This is a genomic window from Paraburkholderia sediminicola (assembly GCF_902859805.1).
GTDB lineage: Bacteria > Pseudomonadota > Gammaproteobacteria > Burkholderiales > Burkholderiaceae > Paraburkholderia > Paraburkholderia sediminicola.
In genome coordinates this window covers 1,579,608-1,604,106 of record NZ_CADIKC010000001.1, presented here as the reverse complement: position 1 = coordinate 1,604,106, position 24,499 = coordinate 1,579,608, and the positions used below count along the sequence as shown (strand labels likewise).

Genomic DNA, 24,499 nt, shown 5'->3' with positions numbered 1-24,499 from the left:
GTATTCGGTTCGTGTTTCAGCGTTGATCGGACCGCGTCAGTTCGACCAGCCGCCGTCGATCACATGCGCGTGGCCAGTGGTGAACGACGATTCGTCGGACGCGAGATACAGCGCCAATGCGGCGATCTCTTCCGGCTTGCCAATGCGGCCCATCGGTTGACGCGCCACAAAAGCCGCCTGCACGGCGTCGAGCGTCGCGCCCTGCGCCTTGGCCTGCTCAACGATCCGCTGTTCGAGCGACGGCGAATGCACCGTGCCCGGGCAGATCGCGTTACAGCGTACACCACGTGTGATGAAATCTGCAGCGACGGACTTGGTCAGCCCGATCACCGCGGCTTTCGACGCGCTGTACGCAAAGCGGTTCGGCACGCCCTTCACGCTCGAGGCCGCCGACGACATATTGATGATCGAGCCGCCGCCCTTCTCCAGCATCGCCGGCAAAAACGCGCGGATCATACGGTACATCGCCTTCGCGTTCAGATCGAAGGCGAAGTCCCAATCTTCTTCGCTGCATTCGAGAATCGAGCCGGCGTGCACGAAGCCCGCGCAGTTGAACAGCACGTCGATCGGGCCGAGCTCGGCGGCCAGCGCTTGGATCGCCGCGTTGTCTCGCACGTCGAGCTTGCGCGCTTCGACAGGCTTGCCGGCGAGTCCGTCAATACGGATATCGGTGGCGATCACGCGCGCGCCTTCGCGCGCGAACATTTCCGCGGTGGCGAGACCGATACCTTGTCCTGCGGCGGTGATCAGGGCCGTCTTGCCGGCCAGTCTTTGTGTCATCTACGACTCCAGTTGAATGGGCTTTCTCTTGTCTTCGTCACATCACAGTCGATAAAACGCAGCGGCGTTGCCGCCGAAAACCGCGTCACGCTCGGCGTCGCTCAAGGACGCGAGCAAGGTGTTCGCCATCGAGTGCCAGACCTGATAGTCGCCGTTCAGATCGAGCACCGGCCAATCGCTGCCCCACATCAAACGCGAGGGGCCGAATGACGTCAGCAGATGCTCGACATACGGATGAAGCGTTTCTTCGCTCCAGCCAGGCGACGCTTCGGTGACGAGTCCCGACAGCTTGCAATGCACTTGCGGTAACTGCGCGAGCCGCGTGATTGCGTCGGCCCATGTTTGCCAACCCGCGCGACCGTAGCGGATCGGCGGCTTCGCGCCGTGATCGACAACGATGCGCAGTTCGGGGAAACGCTTCGCGAAGGTTTCGAAAGGCTCGACGTGCCGTGCGTAAATCAACGCGTCGAACGCGAGGTCGTGCTCGATCAGTGCTTCGATTGCGGGCGCGAGATCGGGATTCGCAATCCACGTATCGTCGGGCAGATCCTGCAGCATCGGCCGCACGCCTTTGAACTTCGGTTCATGCGCCAGCGCTCCAATCACGGCCGGCGCCGTGGGTAACAGCAACGGCACCCAGCCGACTACACCGGCAATCGATGGCTCATGCCGCGCGATGTCCAGCAAGTAGCGCGTTTCATCGATAGTCGGCGCTGCCTGGACCACCACCGTCCTTTCGACGCCCGCTGCTTCTCGCAGTGGCTTGAGATCGTCGGGACCGAACAGCCGGTACAGGATTTTCAGTTCCGGCGTGAGCCACTCGTAGTCACCACGAGCGGGGTCCCAGAAGTGCTGGTGGGCGTCGATACGTATCGTCAAATCAATCCTCCGGCGCGGGCGCGCGGCTGTCGAGCAAGCCTTTGTCACGCAACGCGGACCACAGTTCCGCGGGGATAGGCTGCTCGAACGACGCGGCGTTCTCGCGCAGTTCGTCGGCACTGCGCGCGCCGGTCAACACAGTTGCGACCGCCGGATGCGCATACGGAAACTGCAAAGCTGCGGCGGCAAGCGGCACGCCATGCACCCAGCACACCGCTTCCAGCCGCGCGACGCGTTCGATAATTTCGCTCGGCGCGTCGCCGTAATTGAATTTCAGATCGCCCGCGACACCGCGCGCCAGAATGCCTGAATTAAACGCGCCGCCTAACAGAATGCTGACGCCGCGTTGTTCGCATGCTGGAAGCAGGTCGTCGAGCGTGGTCTGCTCGAGCAGCGTATAACGGCCCGCGAGCAACGCGCAATCGATATCGAATTCGGCCATCACGTTGAGTATTGCCGCGCCTTCGTTGACGCCGAGCCCGACCGCCTTGACCGCGCCCGAGGAGCGCAGATCATCGAGCGCGCGAAAGCCGCCGCCTTCAGTCAATTGCCGCCAATAATGAGGGTTCTTGTCGCCATGCGTGACCACGCCGATGTCGTGCACCAGCAGAATGTCGATATCGATCATGCCGAGACGCTGCTGGCTGTCTTCGAATGAACGCAGAATGCCGTCGTGTGTGTAGTCGAAAATCGCCTGGAACGGCAGCGGGTCTTGCCAACCTTCGCTGCCGTCGTAGGGCGTGGTGCGCGGTACGAAGCGGCGCCCGACTTTGGTTGAGAGCACGTATTCGCCGCGTGGATAGCGGCGCAACGCGTCGCCAAGCCGATGCTCAGCTTTGGTGTGGCCGTAATGCGGCGCAGTATCGAAGTAGCGTACGCCGGCGTCCCACGCGGCCGCGATGGTCGCGTGTGCTTCCTCTTCGGACAAATCGCGGTAGAGGCCGGCCAACGGCGCCGTACCGAGCCCCAATCCGCTCACCTGCAACGCACGACGGCCGACGTTGCGCCGCTGTTCGATCTTCGAACCGACATTTGCCGCCATGGACCACGTCTCCTCTGTCGACCAGAGTTAGCGCTTTAGCGCTTACTCTGGTCCCATGCAAAGCTGTCGACCAGAGTTGGCGCTTCAGCTGTCGGCCGGAGTTAGCGCTTTAGCGCTTATTCCGGCCCCATGCAAAGCTCTTACTCCGATCCCGTTTATGTTTTAGCACGCGCCGACGATGTTTGCCCGCTGCATGGCCTCGGACTCGTTACAAATGGACCGCTCAGTGCGGTTCGATCGTCACAACCCGATGCGGCGGTGCAGCGCTCGACGGCAAACAGGCCGGGCCCACTGGTTCGAAAGTCTTGTACGTCAGGATGAATTCCTGATGACCGAGCATTTCCGATTTCGACGCCGCACCGAGCGACACCGCCACCGTTTGCTCGAATACTTCGCGGCCAACGTCGTCGAGTGTGCCGCGGCCTTCGAGAATGCGCCCTGCATCGACGTCCATATCGCCGGCGAGATTACGGTAGGTCGCAGGATTCGCGCACACCTTGATGACCGGCGAAATCGCCGAGCCGACCACCGATCCGCGTCCGGTCGTGAACAGAATCACATGCGCGCCGCATGCGATCAGTTCGCCGATTTCCGCGTTGTCGCTGATGTTCGGAAAACCGAAACGCGGTTCGCCGTCAGGTACGACATCGAGAAGATAGAGGCCACCGGTCGGCGGAACGTCTCCGGGTTTGATAATCCCGACAATCGGCGACGCGCCGCTTTTCGCATACGCGCCCAACGATTTCTCTTCCTGCGTGGTGAGGCCACCGTCCGCATTGCCAACCGCAAAACTGCCATGCCCAAGGATCGAGTAGTAGCGCGCCGCCTTCGCAACACACGCAACAATTTCCTCCCCGAGTTCCGGCCTCGCAGCACGCGTTTTCATATGAAACTCGCAGCCCACCAGCTCGCCGGTTTCTTCGAAGATGCAGGTCGCGCCCGCGTCGATCAGGTGATCGAACGCACGGCCCACGGCCGGGTTTGCGGTGATGCCGCTGGTTCCGTCCGAGCCGCCGCAAATCGTGCCGATTACCAGTTCGCTCAGTGCCATCGGCACTTTCTGCTGCGCGGCAAGTTGCTTGCGTGCGTCGCGAATCCAGTCGACGCCGTATTGAATCGTACTGCGTGTGCCGCCTTTTTCCTGGATCGTCAGGACTTCGACGGGACGGCCGCTCGCGCGCACTACGTCCACGAGGTAATGCTTGTTCATGCTCTCACACCCGAGCGACACGAACAGCACCGCGCCTACATTGGGATGCGTGGTGAGGCGCTCGAGCATCTTTTCGGCGTACCCATTCGGATAGCAACCGGGAAAGCCGATCAGATGCACAGGCGGCTCGCGTTCGGCTGAAGGATCGTCGAACGCATCGAGCGGTTCGCGGAACTGCGTGACGATCTCGCGCGCGACGTGATGCGCGCACTCGACCAGATACGCCACCGCAACCACATTGCGGATGCCCTTGCGGCCATCCTTGCGCGGATAGCCCTGCAACAAGGGCTGATGCTGCCCGGCGGCGGATGCTACGGAAGTGTCAGTCATGATCATTCCAGCGCGGCGCAAGGCCACGTCAATGTGCTCAATTCAATGATGGACGAACTCGTGGCCCGCGTCGTGCGTATACGTGGGCAGGTAATCGCTTTCCAGGTTGTGCGTATGCAGATGCGCACCGCGCGCCACCGCCTCGGTCACATGACCGATCACCGCGCCATAACGCAGCACTTTGTCGTCTTTCGCGAGTTCATGGCGCGCGACCTTATGGCCGAGGTCGATGGTTTTGGTGAGCGTCACGCGCTCGCCTTCGATCTCGACTTGCGTGCCCGCATCGAGACGCGCCGCCGCGATCAGGCAGTTGTCCGCGGGGCTGAGCAGGATCAGGCGTGGATCGGTTTGCAATGTTTGAGACGTTTGCGATGTTTCCAACGAGCGGCTGGTCAAGTGCGTTCTCCGTGATGCGTGTGCATTAGTTCTGGCCTTCGCCGCTGGCGAGCCGTGCCACCATCAGCGAGCCGAGGATGATCGCGCCGTAGATCGCCTGAATCCAGAACGACGGCACCTGGGCCAGCGTCAGCAGGTTCTGCACGACGCCGAGCAGCAACACGCCGGTGAGCGCACCGAGCATCGAGCCCTTGCCGCCGTCGAGCGAAATTCCGCCGATCACCGCTGCCGCGAACACCGTAAAAATCATACCGTTACCTTGGTTCGCGTTGATCGCGCCGACGTACCCGGTCACGATCAGACCGCCCACGGAGGCCAGCATGCTGCCGAGCACGAACACGCCCCACGTAATGCGCTCGACGCGAATCCCCGCCGCGCGCGCCGCTTCCGGATTGCCGCCGATCGCGTACAACGCGCGACCCACGCGGTGATAGCGCAGCACGAACGCAGCGATGGCAAACGCTGCCGCCGCGAGCCACACCGACAACGGCAAGCCAAGCACGATCGTGGTGGCGAGCGAGAAGAACGACGGCGGCATATCGAACAGCGTGCCGCCTTTGGTCGCGCCGACCAGCATGCCGCGCAACACGATCAGCATCGCCAGCGTAACGATGAAGGCGTTCAGCCGCAAACGCACCACCAGGAAACCGTTGACGAAACCGATCACCGCGCCGACCACGAGGATAGCCAGCAAACCCACCGCCGCCGGCCATTGCAAACCGAAGCCCGCTGATGCAGCCGGCATCACCAGCATCGCACCGATGGCCGGCGCAATGCCCACCGTCGATTCGAGCGACAGATCGAACTTGCCGGTCAACACGATCAGCGATTCGGCGAGCACGACCAGCGCCAATGCCGCTGAGGCCCCCAGCACGCTGATCAGATTCGCTTTGGTCAGAAAGCTCGGGCTCACAAACGCGCCGATCACGAGCAGCAACGCAAGCGCAGGCAACAAGGCCAGTTCGCGCAGCCGGGCGAGTTCGTTGCGAGCCCGTTTGCCGCGCCTCGCCTGTGCGACGGGCTGCGGCTGTGCTTGACCTTGTGGGGTGCCGAATGCAGGGCTGGGCACACTATTCTTCATGGAGACTGACTCCTTCAACGGATGCGATCAGGTCGTGGTCTTGCCAACCCGCGGGAAATTCGGCCGCGACACGGCCACGGAACATGACCAGCACACGGTCACAGGTGCGCAGATCGTCGAGTTCGCCGGACACGACCAGCACGGCCTTGCCCTCCTCTCGCACGCGATCCACGACTGACAGCAACGCTTCTTTCGATTTCACGTCGACGCCTGCCGTAGGGTCGATCAATACAAGTACGTTCGGATCGGTGGCGAGTGCGCGCGCCATCACGACCTTCTGCTGATTGCCGCCCGACAGCCCTGACACGACATGCTCGGGGCCTTGTGCGACGATGCCGAGCGCATCGATCATCTTCTGACCGAAGGCGTTCTTTTTTGCAGGCGGCGCGATGCCGAATTTGCCAAGCAGGCGCGTGATCGTCATCGAGGCGTTTTCGGCAACCGATTGCGTCAGGACCAGGCCTTCGTGATGGCGATCCTTCGGCACGCAGCCGATGCCGTGAGCCAGCGCAGCGGGGACATCGCCAGGTGGCAGCTTTACGCCATCCACGCTGATCGCGCCGCTCTTGGCCGCGCGCAAACCGGCAATCGCTTCGGCCACACTGGTGCGGCCGCTGCTCGTTGCGCCGGTCAGCCCGACTACTTCGCCACGCTTCACCGTGAACGACACGCCTTCGTAATCGGGACCCACCAGATCTTTGACTTCCAGCGCAATGGCGGTGTCCGCCGGCAACGCAGCGCGCGCCGCCGCATCGGCAACGGCCAGGCCGCCGCGCTCGCCAGTCATCGCTTCAATCAATTGCTCACGCGGCAACGCGGAAACCGGCGCGCTGACGATATGCCGCGCGTCGCGCAGCACCGTCACCGCCTGGCAGATCTCATAGACCTCTTGCAGATGATGAGAAATAAAGAGGAACGTCACGCCCTCGCGCTGCAACTCGCTGATGCGGCGGAACAGGCGCTTGATTTCGTCGCCGTCGAGCTGCGCGGTCGGTTCGTCGAGAATGATGAAGCGCGCGCCGTACGACAACGCCCGCGCAATCTCCACGAGTTGCCGGGCTTCCACACTCAGATCGCCAGCACGCGCATCTTCGCGTACGTCGATCTTCCAGTGATCGAGCAACTCACGCGCGTCGCGGCGCATGGCGCGCCAATCGATCACGCCCCCGCGTGACGGCTGCCGGTTGATGAACAGATTCTCCGCGACGCTCAGATCGCGAATGATCGTGGAATGCTGATAAACGCAGGCCACACGCTCGCGCCACGCATCGCGATCCGCGATCGACGGCGCGGCCGCGCCGCCGAAACGCACCTCGCCGGTATCGGGCTTGCGCAGGCCGGTGAGGATCGACACCAGCGTCGATTTGCCCGCACCGTTACGCCCGACGAGCGCATGCGACTCGCCGGGCATCACGCGGATGCTCACGTCTTTCAGCGCGGCCGTGGAGCCGAAGCGTTTGGTGACCTCAAACGCTTCGACGACCGGCACGGAGGGCGTCGGCTCGCTCATTTAACGGTATTGCCCCACAAGGCTTTGTCGTCGACGTTCGCCTTCGTGACGAGCGGTGCGGGCAATTGATCTTCGAGAATGCCAGGCGCCAGTTGGACGATGTTGCTGCCGTGATCCGTCGGGCCCGGCTTGAAGGTCTGTCCGGCCAATGCGGCCTTGATGTAGAAGAGACCGTATTTCGCGTAGGAATCGGCAGGCTGCGAAATGGTCGCGTCGATATCACCGCGGCGGATGGCCTCGAACTCCTGCGGAATGCCATCGTTGCTGACAATCACGACGTGCTTCGCATCGCCGGCCGGAAACAGCATCTGCTTGCGGCGCAACGTTTGCAGCGTGGGCGACAGATAGACGCCGCCGGCCTGCATGTAGATTGCCTTCACGTCGGGATTCGCGGTGAGCAGACTGTCGAGCGCGGTAGCCGCGACGTCACCCTTCCAACTTGCCGGAATTTCCAGCAGCGACAAACCCGGGAAGCCCTTCAGACACGAGCGGAACGCTTCGGAGCGGTCGCGCCCGTTCACCGACGCCAGGTCGCCCATGATCTGCACGACCTTGCCCGACTTCACGTGCTCGCCGATGTACTTGCACGCTTTCTCGCCATAGGCGTGATTGTCGGCGCGCACCACCATCGCCACCTTGCCTTGCGTCGGCGCAACGTCTACGGCGACCACCGGCACGTTCTTCGCCGATGCTGCATCGAGCGCGCGACTGATCGCCGCCGAATCCAGCGGGCCGACCACTATGCCTTTCGCACCGAGGTTCAGCAGGTTGTTCATGTCGGTGATCTGCTGGGCCGGATCGCCGTTCGAATTGACCGGCGCGAGGATATCGATGCCCATGTCCTTCGCGTACTTGGGCAGATAGTTGTTGTACGACTGCCAGAACGGCGACGTGAGAAGCGGCAGACCGAGGCCGACCTTGCCCGCATCAGCGGCGTGTGCCGCGCCGCTGACGGCGAGGCTGGCGACGCAAGCTGCCGCCGCAACGGCGAACAACGAACTCTGGAACAAACGGCGAGCCGCGTGCGGCCCTTTCGCGAACGACATGGTTGTCTCCTATGTCGGTCCGGAGTTAGCGCTACAGCACTTACTCCGGCCTCATGCAATGCGTTGTGGGAACTGCGTGAACCCGCCATGCGAGTGGCGGGCACCTGGTCCTGCGCTTTCTTATGAAGTATTGGTGTACGTTCATTCACCAATGAACGTATTATTCATATACGGACTTTTCGAAGTCAAGCGATGTGCACTGCATCATCCCTCGGTGTTTCCCCTGGCGCGGGCCACCTCGCACGAGATTCCCCACGCACTTACACTCACGCGCCAGATAATGAGAACAACACACGGAACCTCGCTAACCATGGACGCAGACGACAAAGACGACGCCGACCGTTACCGCGCCCCCGCGTTGGACAAGGGCCTCGACATCCTGGAATTGCTCGCCGAGCAGAAAGAAGGGCTGACGCGCGCCGAGATCACCAAGCGGCTGGGACGCAACGCGAGCGAGATGTACCGGATGCTGGAGCGACTGGTCGCACGGCAGTACGTGGTGCGCTCGGCGGCGGGCGACCGTTATTCGTTGAGTCTGAAGCTGTATGCGCTCGCGCATCGTCATCCGCCGATGAACCGCCTGATCTCCGAAGCGCTGCCGCTGATGCAGCGCTTTGCCGATGCCGCCGAGCAATCGTGTCACCTCGTGGTGTACGACCGCGGCAATCTGCTGGTGATCGCGCAGGTGGACGGACCGGGCACGTGGGGCATGTCGGTGCGGCTCGGCTCGCGGGTCGGCCTGATCGATACGGGTTCGGGCCGTGTGATGCTCGCGTTTCAAAGCGTCGAGCAGCGCGACCAGATGCTGGCCGAACACACCAAGGTGAAAGGCGAAGTCACGATCGATCGCGAAGCCCTGGAACAGGCATGCGAGCGGATTCGCGCGGCGGGTTTTTCGCAGAAGGACAGTCAGCAGACGTTCGGTGTCACGGACGTCACGGTTCCAATCCAGGGACCGTCCGGTCAGGCGATCGCGGTGCTCACGTGCCCGTACTTGCGGCGCATCGACGAATACGTCGCGCCGACTCTGGAGGCGGCAACAGCGCTGCTGCGTGAGACCGTGCAGGCGCTATCGATGTTTCGGGAAGAAGCCGTTTAACGCACATGGTTTAGAATGGCGACCCTTTCAAAAATCACGCCGCAGGGGTCTCCTCATGCGCGCCCAACGATCAAGCAATGGCGAAACTTCTGACCGATTCCGAATTCCAGCGTTTTTCCGAACTTCAGCAGAAGCAGTCGAGCTTCACGATCACGCCCGAAGAAGCCGACGAACTGCGCGACATCGTCGCTCATGCGCAAAAGCGCCGTGACGACCGCGCTGCAGCGATGCACAGCATCGAGACCTTCATTCAGCAATTCGACATCAGCCCGGACGAGCTGTTTTCGGCCGAGCAGATCGGCGACGCCGCGCGCACCTTCGGTCTGATTCCGGCCGCGAAGAAAGAGCGCGTGCTGCCGCCGCAGTTCACGTTCAACGGCAAGCCGTATCAATGGACGGCGCGTCCGCTGCCGGACGACATCCGCGTGCCGCTGTTCGACGCCTTCAAGGCGGGTGAATCGGTGAAGTCGTTCATCGCGACGCTGAAGGACGCGAACCGTTGCGCGGCGACCATCGCGCGTCTGGAACGCGAAACCGGCGCTGTGTACGCTGAAGCGCTGCTGGAAGAATTGGCCGTGACGCGTACGCAAGTCGACGAAGCGGCGGCAAAGCTGCCGGCCTAAAGACTGAAATCACAACGCCTGGGTCGCGAATCGCCGCTGCCTGGCGTCATAGTCATAGTGGGCGGTCTTGCGTCTGTGAGCTTCGGCAAGCGCCGTCCCCGCCAACTTAAGTTTGCTCCGGTTCATCCAGCGCCATCCTGAAGCCGACCACGCCGGGATCTTCCGTCGGTGTGATGGTGAAACCGCAGGACCTGGCGAGCGCGATCATCGGCGCGTTCTCCCGCAGCGCCTCGCCGACCAGCCAATGTATGCCGCGCGCCCGCGCGTACTTGATGATCCGGTCCATCAGCAATTGTCCAAGGCGCCGGCCTTTCTGGTCGGAGCGCACCGCGGCGGCGAACTCGGCTGTCTCGTTGTCGGGATCGGCTACGGCACGCACCACGCCGAGTGTGCGGGTGAAACCGTCTTCGCTCGTTACCGTCGCAATCAGTGCCATTTCGCGGTCGTAGTCGATCTGCGTCATCCGCGCGAGCTGCGAGTGGTCGAAACTGCCAACCGCGCCGAAAAACCGCAGACGTAGATCTTCCGGCGTCATTGATTCGACGAAATCGTGATGCGCGGCTTCGTCTTCCGGACGGATCGGCCGGACTGTTACGCGTAGGCCCTGCCAGTCGATCGTCTCTTCGAAACGGCGCGGGTACGGCACGATCGCGAGCCGGCTGCGCGTTGACGCGATGCTGAGGGTCGGCTCGACGAGCACGACATGGTCGCTGAACACCCGCAGTATCAGATTGAGACCGACGATCTCCTTGACGTCGCAGACCGCCTGCGAGAGCGCCGTCAACGCAGCCAATGCCGGCTCCGGGTCAATGAGCCTCGCGTAACGTGAGCGCGTGACGATGTCGCGCGCCAGCATCGGGTTGAGCGGTGGCAGGCCGTAAACATGCAGTGGCTCGGACACTCCATCCACCGGCGGCGCAGTAAATCGGAAAACGGGGCCGAAGTTGTCGTCGTCGTGAAGCTCGACGGCGATGTCGACAACGGGTTTTTGAAGCGCCGCGGCAGTCTGGTCCGCGCAGTCTCCCGTTGCCGTGCCTGGTCGTACTGCTGCGGGCATCGGCGCTAGCGTCAGCCCTTCCGTTGACCCTTGCGCCAGCCCTCGCGTCGATCCCTGCACTTGCTCTTGCGTCGACTTCGGTACCGCTGCATGTGCTGCGTCCAAGTTCAGGTCGTCCGCTTGCGGTTCGACACGCAGCCCGAAGCGCTCAAGAAACTGCGTTGCCGCTTTGCCGGTTAGTCGGTGCTCACCTGCGGCGATAGCGGCACGCGCTTGCGCTTGAGCCGCGTCGATGGCTTCGGGAACCTGTGCCGGCAAACCTTCCGGCGTCTGCATCAGCAGTTCGCGACCCATCCGGTAGTCGACCAGCCGTGCAAACGCGCGAGCGAGCCGCTGTGGCGTCGTATGAACTGGAATGCCCTGCGCGTGCAGTGCGTCGCGCGTGGCCGCATCCACGCCGCCAAAGAAACACGCCAGCAAGCCACGATACGCGAAGCGCTGATTCGCAATCAACGCCTGCGCGACCTCGCCGACCGGCGCGCCATGCGTCGACGCGTGGACCACGAAGGCCGTGCCGGTGCTCCGATGCTCGGCGAGTAGCTTGAGCGCGGTGCCAAAGTGCTCGGGACGGGCGTCGTCGCCGAGTCTTAGCGGGTTACCGGCCATCGCGCGCGGCAGCGCTTCGCTTAGCGCCGCGTCCGCCTCGGCGGGCCACGGCGCGAGCGTGTCGCCGGCGGCAGCGAAAGCATCGCAGGCGAGCGTCGCGAGGCCGCTGTCACTTGTGATCAGCGTCGCCGTCGCGCCCGCCGCCACGCGGCCCACGCCGAGCGTTTCGATTTCGTCGAGCAGATCGTCGAGCGAATCGACGCGCACCATGCCCGCGCGACGGAACGCGGCGGTGTAGAGCCCATCGGCGGGATCGGAGCGGCCCGAGCGCAACGCCAGCACAGGCTTGTTGCGCGCCGCCGCGCGAGCCGCCGACATGAACTTGCGCGCCGCGCGCACCGTATCCAGTTCGAGCAGGATGGCACGCGTGCCGGGATCGCTCGCCAGATAGTCGAGCACGTCGCCGGCATCGACGTCAGCCTCACCGCCCAGCGCCACCGCGTGCGAAAACCCAAGCCCACGCGCGTGCGCCCAGCCGAGCACGGCGTTAGTTAGCGCGTTCGACTGCGAGACCCACGCAACGCCCCCTGCCTTCACCGTGCACGACGGCGCACCAAAATGTGCGTGCAGCGCTGGCGTCACCACGCCGAGACTCCCCGGCCCGACGATGCGCAACAGATGCGGCCGCGCCGCCGACAGCGCGTGCCGCAGCGCCAGGCGATCCTCATCGCACCGCACTTCGCCGACGATGATCGCCGCGCGCGTGCCCAAACCGCCAAGTTTATGAATGATGCCTGGCCACGTATCGGGCGGCGTGCAGATCAGCGCGACAGTAGGTGCCTCGGGCAGATCACCCGCATCGCCGATCACCGCGCGACCGCCGAGCGTGTCGTATTTCGGATTGACCGGCCACACAGGGCCTTCAAAACCGCCTTCCAGCACGCGCGCCCACACCATCGCACCCGTGCTGCCCGGCCGCTCGGAGGCGCCGATCACGGCGACGGATTTGGGTCGGAACAAGGCGTCGAGATTGCGAACGGTCACGGGCGCTCCGTTGAGTGGGAGGGCGCGCCGGCAGCAAGGCGCGCGTCTTCGTCAGGATAGGCGAAGTCGACGATTTGCGCGGCGCTTCTGCGTAAGCCGCTTGGCGCACGACGGTCAGGTTGATCCAAGCCAGCGCGCATCAGAATTTTTTTAGCGTGCTCAAGCAAAATATCAAGCCGAAATGCGACAATCGTAGCGCTGCCAGACGACACGCCAGCCTCCAGATCCGCAGGCTGACTGATGGCCTGCAAAGCGCGTCGGAGACAACGCGCACGGCACGAACATATATTCCGCGGCGCAGGTGTGACGCTAGCCCACCTGCACCGGATGAACAGAGACACAGAAGGTGATTTATGCGGCGCTTGCCATCGCTGATTGCGTTGCGCTTCTTCGAAGAAACCGCCCGTCATATGAGTTTCAATCGTGCCGCCACCGCCCTGTGCGTGACGCAAGGTGCCGTGAGCCGCCAAATCAAGCTGCTGGAAGACTCACTTGGCGAGAAACTGTTCGAGCGAGATCACAAGGGTATCCGTTTGACGCCCGCCGGACTGCAGTTGCTACCCTGTCTCTCGGACGCCTTCGACACCATCGAACGCGGCTTCCGGCAAATCACCGCGGCCAAAGGCCGACGCCGCCTCGTACTCTCCGTGCCGCCCACTTTCGCGACGCAATGGTTCTCGCCTCGGCTCGGTTCGCTGGCAGACGAGTTACCCGACGTCGAGCTGTCTGTCCGCACGTCGCCCACCGAAGACTGTCACTGCAATATTCGCTTCGGCCGCGACGCGCTGACAGGTGCGCATTCCGAATTGCTGATGATCGAACGCCATGTACTCGTTGGCGCACCGCGTCTGCTCGGCGAATCGCTCGATATGCTGCTCGAACACATGCCGGCGCTACATGTGCTGCATAACGACGCCCGCCTCGACCTGTGGCCGAATTGGCTGGCGACGGCGGGCTTGCCGGCACGCTACGCGGAAAACGGCATCGAGTTCTCGACGCTGGAGCAGGCGATCCACGCCGCTCGAAAGGGAGTGGGGCTGGCGGTGGTCGATCGGAACATGATCGTCGAGGAACTGGCGGACCGCAGTCTCGCGCAGTTTTCCGATGCCGAAGTGAATGGACCCTTCGGCTACTGGCTCGACGTGGCGCAACGCCACGCGGCGCTTGAGCATGTGCAAGCGTTTGCCGGATGGATGCGGGAAGAGGTTTTGAAGATGGGGTGAAGCGAGCCGAGTCAGGCTGGCGATCGTCGATCATGCCGCTCTTTCGCGCCATGCGCTCAAATGGCGAACATCAATGTCACTCGCTCCGACGCCCGATTTATCCGCACGCACGTAGGAATGTTATTACGCAACTAAGAATGATCCTATGTATTGCGAGATGACATCCGGCGAATATTGAGTCTGGCGTGCGTGCGGCGCGTTGCCGAAACCAGCCCTGGTGACCGCGACTTGCACTATCTCCCTGTGACCCCAGCTCCTTCGAGGTCGTGTCTCGACCGGGATCTTCTGCGACTCTCATTGTGACCACACGCGCTTTGCATCGACGTGCGGCCGACATGCATCTGCCACCTGCCTTCCCGCTAGCGCCAGTTGAATCATTTGCAACGGTAGCAATGCTCACTGACTGGGCCCAGCTCAATTTGAAAGGTGAATACGATGTTCAATTCAAAATTAGTCCAGCGTTGGCTCTTGCACGCACTCGCTTTCGTAACGATAGGATTCGGCTGGGCAGCAGGCGCCCATGCGCAGTTGTGTACGTCGAGTAATTTGCCCGCCTTCTCCTATGGAGACATAGGTATAGCCAATTCGCTCCCAGTTGGCGCAGTGATTCCTGGCACGGTAAAGTCATTTACGCTCTCAGGTACATGCATGAAATCCATACAAATCCCTAGCGCAAACCTGCCCGTTGCTCTTGTGGCACCTGGACAGGAAGTCGGCGGTATGACTGCAGTCTATGGAATTCCGTCCGTCAACGTGGGTTTGCGTGTGCGTGACAGCCAAGGAAAACCCCTACCGCGCACTTCACCATTGGGCTATACCGCCGCGGATGGAAGTTTCATGGTTTCCGGTTCGGTCGAACTAGTGAAGATCAGCTCAGCAGCGACGGGGGCGTTTAACACCTACCTCCTTGCCCAGATTAACGCGTCCTCAATCAACGATAGCGGTCAAGTGCCACTCACTGGCGCGGTTCGCTCCGTCGGTTGCTCCGTTACGTCTGCGACTGCAAATCAGACAATCCCTCTCGCGGCAGTAAGCCCTTCGGTGCTTAACAGCGCCGGCGCAACGGCCGCGACGACACCTTTCTCGATTGGCCTTAACTGCGAGGCCGGCGTGAAAGTAGCAGTGACGTTTAGCTCCGCGTCGGGCAACTCGGGAATTCCGTCAGTCATCGCGTCGAATGGCACCGCCAAAGGCGTGGGAGTGCAACTGCTCAACTCTTCGCGAACGCCAATCAGTCTCGACACGGCGCTTCAGCTGAGCTCAGGCACTACCGGAAACATGTCGTTCCAGTTTTACGGACAATACTACCGGCTAGGTGGGCCGACGGTAACGGCAGGGACCGTCAATGCGTCTGCAATCTTCACGATGAGCTATCAATAACAAGCTTGTGAAACGCCGGATGCGGCCAGCGATACGAGTGACCGCAAGGAAAGCGCCGAGCCGGCTCCTCCTGCAGTGGCATGGGCCACTCGTCACGAGCCGGCCATTTGCTGGCACGACTGCAAGCCGCGCCAACAAATTCCTATTCGCCTACATGACCTTCTTGAACGGCGCGCCCGAATGCTCGCGCAACTCATTGAACACGATCTTCGGCCACGCCTTCTGCGCGACTTCGATTTCCCCCACGTGCGACGCCAGATACGTCGGCGCATCGGACGCGTCAAGTGCGATCCGTGCCGCGTACGAATCGGTGAAACGGCGTAGCTCGGCGGCATCGTCACAGGTCACCCAACGCGACATGCGATAGCGCGCCGGCGCCATCCGCACGTCGACCTTGTATTCCGTCGACAAACGGTGCGACACCACTTCGAACTGCAGTTGACCGACCGCGCCAAGAATCATCAAGCCGCCGACTTCCGGACGGAACACCTGAATCGCGCCTTCCTCACCGAGCTGCTTCAGTGCTTCGCCAAGTTGCTTTGCGCGCATCGGATCGACCACTTCCACCGTCTGAAAAATTTCCGGTGCGAAGAACGGCAACCCAACGAACTGCAACTGCTCGCCTTCGGTCAGCGTATCGCCGAGACTCAACGTGCCGTGATTCGGAATACCGATGATGTCGCCGGGATACGCCTCGCTCACCGTCTCACGACGCTGCGACAGGAACGTCACCACGTTATTCGCGCGGAACGTCTTGTTCGTGCGCGTCACTTTCACGGCCATGCCGCGTTCGAAATGCCCCGAGCACACGCGAATGAACGCCACGCGGTCGCGGTGCGCCAGATCCATGTTCGCCTGCACCTTGAACACGACGCCGGTGAACTTGGGTTCGTCCGGCATCACCGGACGCTGAACGGTCATACGCATCGACGGCGGCGGCGCCAGATCGACCAGCGCGTCGAGAATTTCCTTCACGCCGAAGTTATTGATCGCCGAGCCGAACAGCACCGGCGATTGCTGACCCGCGAGGAACTGCTCGCGATCGAAATCAGGCGATGCGCCGGTGATCAGATCGATCTCTTCCTTCGCCTTGACCCAGCTGTGACCGAAGCGGCGTTCGCCTTCTTCGTCGCCGAGCGCTTGCAGCGTTTCGACTTCGCCGCCCGCTTTATCCTGGCCGGCACGGAACAGGCGCACCTGATCGCGCTGGATGTCGTATACACCCTGGAATTCCTTGCCCATGCCGATCGGCCACGTGAATGGCACAGCGGCGACACCCAGGTGCTGTTCGATTTCGTCGAGCAGTTCGAGCGGCTCGCGCACCTCACGGTCGAGCTTGTTGATGAAGGTGACGATCGGCGTCTTGCGACTACGGCACACTTCGAGCAGCTTCAGTGTTTGCGCTTCGACACCGTTCGCGCCGTCGATCACCATCACGGCGGCGTCGACAGCGGTCAGCACACGGTATGTGTCTTCAGAGAAGTCTTCGTGGCCTGGGGTGTCGAGCAGATTGATGACGGCGTCGCCATACTCGAACTGCATGACCGAGCTGGCCACCGAAATGCCCCGCTGCTTCTCGATCTCCATCCAGTCGGACGTCGCGTAGCGGTTGCTCTTGCGGCCCTTCACGGTACCGGCGATCTGAATCGCGCCCGAGAACAGCAGCAGCTTTTCGGTAAGCGTGGTCTTGCCCGCGTCCGGGTGGGAAATGACCGCGAACGTGCGGCGGCGTTTGAGTTCGGAGACTGACATCGGGTCTGGCGGTCACGGATAGGGGTTCGGGCGATCCCCAGAGGCTTGTGGCCTCTGGTCTGCCACGTTAGGCGCGGCGGCGTCGGGCTGCGGGAGCTGGGTCGGGGACCCGCGTCACAAGGCAACTCGACCGCGTTGGAAACAGGTCACGAACGAGCGTTCGACAATACGGGAATCGCCAGCGCAGAACAGCGCAAGGTGCGAATGATACACGTCATGGCGAGGAGGCGGGAAATGGGGCTTGCGGGATCGACGCGACCGGACCGTCGGGAAATTGCACGATCAGGTGCGAGACCGGGACCGTCGGGCACCGGATCCCCTCACAATCATATGAAGTAAAGCTGGCCGAATCGCGAGCGTCGGCGTGACACGGCTATTGATAGCTCATGGTGAAGATTGCCGTCGAGTTGACCGTGCCCGACTTCACCGACGCGGCTCCGAGCCGGTAGTACCGAGCATGGAACTGAAACGATGCGTTACCGGTTGTACCCGAGCTGATCTGAAGCGGATTGTCCAGAACGATCGGTTTCATCGCTGAATCGAGCAGTTGCACGCCGACGTCCGTTGCCGTGCCAGTCGAAGCCAATACCGAGGCGACTCCCGAGTTGCCCGACGTCGAACTATAGGTCACCGCGACCTTGACGCCCGCATCGCAATTGAGCCCGATGGAAAACGGCGTACTTCCGGCGACCGCCCCTGCGCTATTGAGCGCCGACGTACTCACAGGCGACAAGGCGACAGTCTGGTTTGCCGTCTCGGAAGTAACCGAACAGGTAACGGGCCGAACCGCAGTACCGCTTGCAACAGACATCTTGTAGTTGCCGTCGTTGAGCGTCACACTCGTGTTCAGAACACCGGTTGCGTAGTATGCCGAGGAACTCGAAATCGCGCCGGCGGTGATCGCCCCTGTTTTGACGAGTTCGAACGTCCCGGATAGGTTGAAACTCCCGTCAGTTCCGGTATTGCCTAACGACGAGTCAGTGGAGCAGGCACCCGTGCCCACGAGCGGTTTTCCGTTGACGTCACGCATCCGCATCCCCACACCGGGCAGGCCAGTCGTGTAAACACCGGTCATGCCCGCCACCGCGCTTTGTGTCTGCGGGCACGCGACCACAGGCTTGCTTGCAAGCGTCGTAGCAACGCATTTTCCAGCAAGCGTAAATGATTTTACGGTCCCTGGAATGACGTCGCCGATCGCGAGACTATTGGAGACTCCTATCGTCCCGTAGGTGAAAGTCATCGGCAACGCCGCCGTCGGACAATCCGCGCGCGCATTCGCAGTCCAACCGATCGCGAACACAATCAGAACAAGAGCACGCAACAACGAACGCCGTACAAATTTAACTTGAAACATCATGCCCACCTTTTCGATTTGCCCATCTCTGTTTAGTTGGAGCCTTCCTGGCCAGCCACGCAGTGCCCTTCCACCGACATGTACGCCGCCCCAGCTTTGCCCGTCGATTTTGGTAACACGTAATCAATTCGGCACTGTTCGGCTGCCGACGAACCCCACTTCACGAACAACGAGCCCTTGTCTTCTAAACCGCGCGCAAAAATACGGCTGTCTTGCGCCACAACACCCACGTTGTGTCCGCTACCGTCAACCACATCCGCACCGAACGGCAACGCCTTGTCGCCCAATCGCGGCGCGCGGATCAACGCAGCACGCCCGCTCACTGTCTTGTACTTGATCATCACCACCGAACCCAGACGCGGTACCGCTTGCTCCGAAGTCGATTCGAACTCAACGTCGGCCGATGTGCCCTTCGGGTCGATGTCGACGGTGTTCATGCCATACGGTGTGAGGTAAGGAATCACCGCGTAACCATGACCATTGAGCTTGACGCCAGGCGAGCTCGTCACGCTAGCGCCCGCAGCGCCTGGTGCTTCGACGATGCCGAACGTATCGCCGACCGTCTGCGAGAACGTCACGCCGCCCGGATGCGCGACGACCGACCCGCTGATACCGGCCGACACCTGGCTCGAACTCGAGCCCGCGCTTGCGGACGCCGTCATCTGCGCATACGGCGCGCGCCACGCACCGCTCACGCCCGTGTTGACGGAGGTGCTGCTGTTGCCACTGCCATACGTGCCGTACGCGTTGTACGAGTACTGGTTCGCATCGCCGAGCGAGCCACTCACGTTGGCCTGCAGGTTGGTGCTGCCACCCGAGCTCGACAGGTTCGTCGACAGCAACGGTGCACGCTGGCTGTGGCCGAGCGGCAATGTCGTGCTGAGCATGAACTGGTTGGACATCGAACCGTCCGCATTGCGAGTGCGTCCCGCGGTGATGTTGTAAGTGCCGTACTTGAAACTGTTCATGTAACCGGCCTGATAGAACATATCGCTGCCGTCGTGATTCCAGTACTGCTGCGCTGATGCGCTCAGGAACACGGTTCCGTGATCCTTGAAATTCTGGTTGACCGACAACTGGAAGCGGTTGCGTTGGCGATAAACAGCGTTCGTATCGCCGCCGTGCATCGCAAGATCGCGCACCGAGGCCGCATCCGTCAGATTCATGAAGCCAGCAGTCGAATAACGGTAGGCGGCAACCGAAATGTTGGTACCCGTCGGATCGATGAACTTGCTGTAGCCGATGCGCAAGCTGGTGCCGCGCATCGTGCTCTGGTTTGGCACCTGAGTCTGTGCAGCGGCCACATCCGCCGAGAACGCACCGAACTTCGTGTTTAGCGCCGCGCCCACGTCAGCCGCCACGTAGCCGTTCGCAGCCACGCCGCCACCATATGCAGTCACCAGATTCGTGAGGCCGCGCTGCAGCGTGAACTGTGCAAAGTTCGGCTTCGTTTCGAGCGTGTCGTTACGCAATTGCCCAGCGGTCACCGAGAAACGCGTCGTACCCGGTCGAAGCGATTGTGCGACCGAGGCGTAAGGCACCGTAAAAGTCTTCGTGCGGCCGTCCGCCTCGGTCACCGTCACGTCGAGATTACCGCCGTAGCCGGTCGCGTAGAGGTCGTTGATTTCGAATGGCCCCGGCGACACGCTAGTTTCATAAATCACCTGGTTGTTCTGACGGATCATCACACGCGCATTCGATTCCGCCGTGCCACGCACCGCGGGCGCGTAGCCACGCAGCGATTCCGGCAACATGCGGTCGTCGGTGGCGATCTGCGCACCGCGGAACTGCACGCTGTCGAACACGTCGCCCGTCGTGTAACCATCGCCCAACGTCACTTGCGACTTCAGTGCGGCAACGTCGTGCTGCACATAGGTCGCGATGTTGTCAAAATGCGTGGCTTGGCCGGTCTGCTGCGACACCGACGATTGATGACGGAAATGCCACGCGTCGATGTTCACGCCGGCGTTCAGGCCCAAATAACTTTGTGTCGACTGCGTACCCGCACCTGCGGTGTGATAGGTATTCGCGTTGTAGCTCACGAAGCCCGCGTTCACACCGGTTTGCCACATGTCAGGCGGCACGTAGCCGCGCGCGGCGTTGCGCATGTATTTCTGCGGCACGCTCAATATGAGCTTCTGTTCGGCGAAGTCGAAGTCGACGGTTGCGTCAGGCACCGTTGCCGCAAGGTCAACGCATTCGTCGGCGTTGACGGTTTCACCGGATTGCTTGCTGGCATCAGCGCTTGCGCCGGCAGCTGCGTGCGTGTCTTTACCCACGACCTCCGCTGCTTCGGCAGATAAATGTTCCGGCAGCTTCGCACCGGCAGCCGCACCAACCTTCGCGAAATCAACACCGAGTGCTTCCAGCATCTGACGACTGAAGCACGCACGCGCGCTTTGTCCGTCGCGAGTCGCCACGAAGCGCATGTCCTGGCGCGCCACACGAATGTCGTTGACCCAAAGGTCGACAGAGTACACACCCGGTTGCACCATGTTGCCGCGCGCAAAACGCGCGACGTCCACGGTTTGCTTCGGGTCGGTACGCAGAAACGTCGTGTCGAACTGGACTGCAGCGCTGGCGTCACTGGTTTCTGTTGCATGCACGCTCGTCGACTGGACGCCGCCCAGCGCCGCGAACACCGACATGACTACTGCGGCTACGGGGCTCAGGCCGAACGAACCAGGGGATTCACTGGTACGAGCATGCGACTGATGACGAGGTGAAAGTTTCACGATCTAACTCAATTCCAATGTTCGCGACAGGCGTACGTCGTCCCTGTGCGTTGCCTGTGCAACGCACGCCGTGGTCGAGAAGGGGTTTAGCTATGGGCGAAAGGCGGTCGCCCGGCCGGCAAGCTGCTGCGCTCTATTGGCCGAGCGTCGCGTCGCCGTTAAGGGCGCCACCGAAATCGCTGATCGCGGTGTAGTGAACCTTTGCACCTGCCGGTACGCCATTCATCTTTGGAATCGGCAAGACAACCGACGCGCGCGGCGCAACCATGCCGCCCTGTTCATTCTTGAATGTGTGACCGCCGCTTTCGACGTCGACTTCGCTAAACGAAACGTAGTAAGGCGTTGGATTCGTTACACTCACCGCCTGGCCCTTGCCATCTGGCGACGCGGCAATCTTCCAGTTCAACTGCGCGGGCGCTTCTCCCGGCTTGCCCGGCAGTTTGGCCGGACGCACAAACACCTTGATGCGGGTGCGATAGGCCAACTGCAAAGAATTCACGTTAGCGGCCGCGTCGGCTTTCGGCGGAATATCCAGTACGTTGAGCCAATAGACCGACTCACGATCCTGCGGCAGCGCTTCGCCGGTGTACATCACCCGCAGCGTCTGTGCTTTCTTCGGATCCATCCGGAAGATCGGCGGCGTAATCACGAATGGCACCTTGACGTCGCCGGGTTTGGTGTCCGCATTACCGTCGTCCATCCACACCTGTACGAGCGAGGGATTGTGACTATCGTTATCCAGCTTGACCGTGACTTCGCGCTGCTCCAGCGGATACACCACTCGCGTACCGCCAACCGTCACGCTTGCCTGTGCGCTGCCTGCTAGCAGCGCACAGGCAAAACCGATTCCCATCGTCATTTTTCTGAGCAACTTCATCACAGCACCTTTGAAAGTAATCTTGAAATAAGGCCGAAAAAAAGCGTTCACTTGAGCGAACGCCCCGGTCATCGCTTACTGATACTGCATCGTGTATTGCACCGACGTGCTCACTGCGCCAGGCGTTGCCTTGCCCGTGGCGTAGTACTGCGCGAAGTACTTCACGTTCGCGCTGCCGCCGCTGATCGTTGCACCGTTACCATCGATGTCGTTGTTCAAACCGGTCGTGATGTTGATAGGTTGCAGCGAGGCGTTCAGCAGACGCACTTCGACGTTCGACGCCGGACCCGAAGCGGCCTGGTTGGCCAGATAGCCGGTGCCCTGGTCGACGGTCGGGCCGTTCTCAAACTTGGCGATTGCCTTGGTGGCCGCACCCGAACATCCGCTCAGCGCGAGTGTCATGTCGGTGGGTCCTGACGTACCGGCAACGGCGCCTTGTGTGGCGAGCGAGCCTGCGGAAACCGTCGGCAGGGTGACAGCCAGGTTGGCGGACGCGCCCGATGTTGTGCCGTTGATCGAGCAAGTGGTGTCCGACACCGTGCCGGTAAAAGTGATCGTGCCGTCCGCGGCATTAGCGCCGAACGATGCGAGACCCAACAGACCACCGGTTGCGGTTGCGATTGCGATTGCGATTGCGATTGCGGGAAGGATCGATTTCATGTTTGCTGCTCCAGTATGTTAAGAAGATTGGTGAATCAACGGCGAATCGATATTGAGTGAGATCCACCATTTGCCCTTGGGTGGTCCAACGTTCTTCGCCGGGGAAATGGCGGTCTTTGGTTCGAACTATTGGTCTCTCGTTCAGGCACAAATCAATGCTAAATTTTCGAGATTCCTAAGTACCTAGGAGAATTCCGATTTATGTAGGAACTACCCTACACAGCGCGCGACTTCGTCCGACAACTGCGCCCTCACACGAAGCAAGTCGCTAGGACTTTTCCTAAAAATCTAGGAAAAGAGACGGCTCAATTGAAATTCGGCGCCACAAAAGCAAAACCCGCCGCATCGTTGCCGATGCGGCGGGTTTTCTTGAAGTGCTCAGACGGCCTACGCGCCGCTTGCTTCGTTCAGCGTCAGGTGTTTCGTCTCAGGTGCCCAGGCGATCGACACCGCCATGCCGATCAACAGAACGGCTGCGAGCACCATCATCGTCATGTGGAAACCCAGATGGACGATGCCGAGCGGCAACAAAAAAGTGCCAACAGCCGAGCCGAGGCGACTGCACGCGATCGCCAGCCCGACGCCGCACGCGCGCACTTCTGTTGGAAAACACTCCGGCGGAAACACGCCGACCAGATTCGAAAAAGCGGACATCGTCAGCGTGAAGATTGCGAATGCAACGATCATCGCCAGCGTCGCAGACTCTGGCAACAAGCTCAACGCGATCAGCGACAAGCACGTCACCGCAAACGAACCGATCAGGAACACGCGGCGCGATAACTTGATCGTGAGCCAGATGCCAATCAGCGCGCCCAGAACGAGAAAGCCGTTCAGCAGAAAATCCGCACCCGACCCGTCGTTCAGATGAATGACTTTGAGAATGGTCGGCAGGAACGTGTAGATCGCGAAATACGGAATCACGAGGCAGACGAAAAATGCGCAGTTAAAGAACGTTCGACGGATCAGGTCCTGCTTGAACAGGCGCATGAAGCCACCGCGAGTTTGGGCGTGGCCGTCTTCACCCGCGTCGAGCGTCACGTTGGGACCGAAATGCCTGAGTACGATCGCTTTGGCTTCAGCAATACGTCCCTTGCCGTACAGCCAGCGCGGCGACTCCGGTGTGCCCATACGCAACAGCAGCACGATCAAGGCCGGAATACCTGCCGACGCAAGCAACCACCGCCACGCATCCGGCGACGCGTCGGCATAGTGCATGCCGAGCACGTTGGCCACCACGTAGCCGATGGTCCACACCACGCTGAACGAACCGAGCAATGTCCCCCGATGTTTTCGGGGCGAGAATTCAGCAAGGATTGCGTGCCCAACTGCAAAGTCACCGCCCATGCCAAAGCCGATCAACACGCGCAGCAAGCACAATTCAAATGGCGAAGTCACGTAAAACTGTGCAAACGCTGCCGCGGTGATGATCAGGAAACTCAGCAGGAAAATCTTCTGCCGTCCAAGGCGATCCGACAACCAGCCAAACATGAGACTGCCAACAAAGATCCCCATGAGCGCGGAACTGCCGATCATGCCCATCCAGAACGCGTCGAGCGGCATCTGGCGATTCAGCGACGCCAGCGCATAGCCGATCGTGCCGAGTGCATAGCCTTCGGTAAAGTGCGCGCCGAACGTCAAACCGGCGATCTTGACGTGGAACGCGTTCAGCGGAACGTCATCGAGAGAAATGCGGCCGCGCGCGGTCGCAGTAGCCGCGGGCGGCATGGTAGGGGCGAGGCCGAGAGTGGCGGCCTGGGTATCCTGATTGCTCACGCTGTCTCCTTGTATGTATGTGTGCAGTTGGCGCGGCGCCGGCGCGATGCCGAGGCCGCGCCAACCCACGCGGTTCGGCACATGATTCGCTTCGCTGTTCAT

Annotated in this window: 19 protein-coding genes; 4 read left to right on the top strand and 15 right to left on the bottom strand. The window is 61.4% G+C overall.

Annotated elements, in window-relative coordinates; all coding sequences use genetic code 11:
* Positions 1 to 36: 36 nt before the first annotated feature.
* From R8871_RS07195 to R8871_RS07160, 8 genes are all read right to left on the bottom strand, one after another.
* On the bottom strand, positions 37 to 780 hold the full coding sequence (locus R8871_RS07195; RefSeq protein ID WP_175049689.1) for an SDR family oxidoreductase: 744 nt from the start codon (positions 778 to 780) through the stop codon (positions 37 to 39).
* A gap of 42 nt (positions 781 to 822) precedes the next feature.
* Positions 823 to 1,653, bottom strand: coding sequence for an amidohydrolase family protein (locus tag R8871_RS07190; protein WP_175050029.1), 831 nt, complete (start codon positions 1,651 to 1,653; stop codon positions 823 to 825).
* A gap of 7 nt (positions 1,654 to 1,660) precedes the next feature.
* Positions 1,661 to 2,701: an aldo/keto reductase gene (locus R8871_RS07185; RefSeq protein WP_175049688.1), complete on the bottom strand. Its 1,041-nt coding sequence runs from the start codon at positions 2,699 to 2,701 to the stop codon at positions 1,661 to 1,663.
* Positions 2,702 to 2,924: 223 nt separating this feature from the next.
* Positions 2,925 to 4,241: a UxaA family hydrolase gene (locus R8871_RS07180; protein WP_175049687.1), complete on the bottom strand. Its 1,317-nt coding sequence runs from the start codon at positions 4,239 to 4,241 to the stop codon at positions 2,925 to 2,927.
* 42 nt (positions 4,242 to 4,283) lie between these two features.
* Positions 4,284 to 4,637, bottom strand: a complete 354-nt coding sequence (locus tag R8871_RS07175; RefSeq protein WP_175049686.1) for a UxaA family hydrolase — start codon at positions 4,635 to 4,637, stop codon at positions 4,284 to 4,286.
* A gap of 25 nt (positions 4,638 to 4,662) precedes the next feature.
* Positions 4,663 to 5,718 (bottom strand): ABC transporter permease, encoded by a 1,056-nt coding sequence (locus R8871_RS07170; RefSeq protein WP_175049685.1) that lies wholly within the window; start codon positions 5,716 to 5,718, stop codon positions 4,663 to 4,665.
* Positions 5,708 to 7,228 (bottom strand): sugar ABC transporter ATP-binding protein, encoded by a 1,521-nt coding sequence (locus tag R8871_RS07165; RefSeq protein ID WP_175049684.1) that lies wholly within the window; start codon positions 7,226 to 7,228, stop codon positions 5,708 to 5,710. Before R8871_RS07165 ends, R8871_RS07170 begins: the two co-directional genes overlap by 11 nt.
* The gene (locus R8871_RS07160; protein WP_175049683.1) at positions 7,225 to 8,274 is read right to left on the bottom strand and encodes a sugar ABC transporter substrate-binding protein; all 1,050 of its coding nucleotides are present in this window, start codon (positions 8,272 to 8,274) and stop codon (positions 7,225 to 7,227) included. Before R8871_RS07160 ends, R8871_RS07165 begins: the two co-directional genes overlap by 4 nt.
* Before the next feature lie 310 nt (positions 8,275 to 8,584).
* Between R8871_RS07160 and R8871_RS07155 the strand changes: the two genes are divergently transcribed.
* Together R8871_RS07155 and R8871_RS07150 are read left to right on the top strand one after the other, a co-directional pair.
* Entirely contained in the window at positions 8,585 to 9,373 is a 789-nt protein-coding gene (locus tag R8871_RS07155) for an IclR family transcriptional regulator (protein WP_175049682.1), read from the top strand.
* 77 nt (positions 9,374 to 9,450) lie between these two features.
* Complete coding sequence (locus tag R8871_RS07150; RefSeq protein ID WP_175049681.1) at positions 9,451 to 9,996, top strand: hypothetical protein; 546 nt, start codon at positions 9,451 to 9,453, stop codon at positions 9,994 to 9,996.
* A 106-nt stretch (positions 9,997 to 10,102) separates the two neighbouring features.
* Here R8871_RS07150 and R8871_RS07145 read toward each other — a convergent pair whose 3' ends face one another.
* A complete protein-coding gene (locus R8871_RS07145; RefSeq protein WP_175049680.1) occupies positions 10,103 to 12,643 on the bottom strand; it encodes a bifunctional acetate--CoA ligase family protein/GNAT family N-acetyltransferase in 2,541 nt (846 codons plus the stop codon).
* 353 nt (positions 12,644 to 12,996) lie between these two features.
* On the opposite strand from R8871_RS07145, the gene R8871_RS07140 reads away from it, so the two are divergent.
* Together R8871_RS07140 and R8871_RS07135 are read left to right on the top strand one after the other, a co-directional pair.
* Positions 12,997 to 13,866 (top strand): LysR family transcriptional regulator, encoded by an 870-nt coding sequence (locus R8871_RS07140; protein ID WP_175049679.1) that lies wholly within the window; start codon positions 12,997 to 12,999, stop codon positions 13,864 to 13,866.
* A 720-nt stretch (positions 13,867 to 14,586) separates the two neighbouring features.
* Positions 14,587 to 15,246 (top strand): fimbrial protein, encoded by a 660-nt coding sequence (locus tag R8871_RS07135; RefSeq protein WP_175049678.1) that lies wholly within the window; start codon positions 14,587 to 14,589, stop codon positions 15,244 to 15,246.
* A 150-nt stretch (positions 15,247 to 15,396) separates the two neighbouring features.
* Here R8871_RS07135 and R8871_RS07130 read toward each other — a convergent pair whose 3' ends face one another.
* From R8871_RS07130 to R8871_RS07105, 6 genes are all read right to left on the bottom strand, one after another.
* Positions 15,397 to 16,998: a peptide chain release factor 3 gene (locus R8871_RS07130; RefSeq protein WP_175049677.1), complete on the bottom strand. Its 1,602-nt coding sequence runs from the start codon at positions 16,996 to 16,998 to the stop codon at positions 15,397 to 15,399.
* 373 nt (positions 16,999 to 17,371) lie between these two features.
* The gene (locus tag R8871_RS07125; RefSeq protein ID WP_175049676.1) at positions 17,372 to 18,238 is read right to left on the bottom strand and encodes a fimbrial protein; all 867 of its coding nucleotides are present in this window, start codon (positions 18,236 to 18,238) and stop codon (positions 17,372 to 17,374) included.
* Between the two features lie 146 nt (positions 18,239 to 18,384).
* The gene (locus tag R8871_RS07120) at positions 18,385 to 21,087 is read right to left on the bottom strand and encodes a fimbria/pilus outer membrane usher protein (RefSeq protein ID WP_246287433.1); all 2,703 of its coding nucleotides are present in this window, start codon (positions 21,085 to 21,087) and stop codon (positions 18,385 to 18,387) included.
* Between the two features lie 133 nt (positions 21,088 to 21,220).
* Positions 21,221 to 21,964 (bottom strand): fimbria/pilus periplasmic chaperone, encoded by a 744-nt coding sequence (locus R8871_RS07115; RefSeq protein WP_175049675.1) that lies wholly within the window; start codon positions 21,962 to 21,964, stop codon positions 21,221 to 21,223.
* A 75-nt stretch (positions 21,965 to 22,039) separates the two neighbouring features.
* A complete protein-coding gene (locus R8871_RS07110) occupies positions 22,040 to 22,624 on the bottom strand; it encodes a fimbrial protein (protein WP_175049674.1) in 585 nt (194 codons plus the stop codon).
* Positions 22,625 to 23,011: 387 nt separating this feature from the next.
* Complete coding sequence (locus tag R8871_RS07105) at positions 23,012 to 24,397, bottom strand: MFS transporter (protein ID WP_175049673.1); 1,386 nt, start codon at positions 24,395 to 24,397, stop codon at positions 23,012 to 23,014.
* Positions 24,398 to 24,499 lie beyond the last annotated feature (102 nt).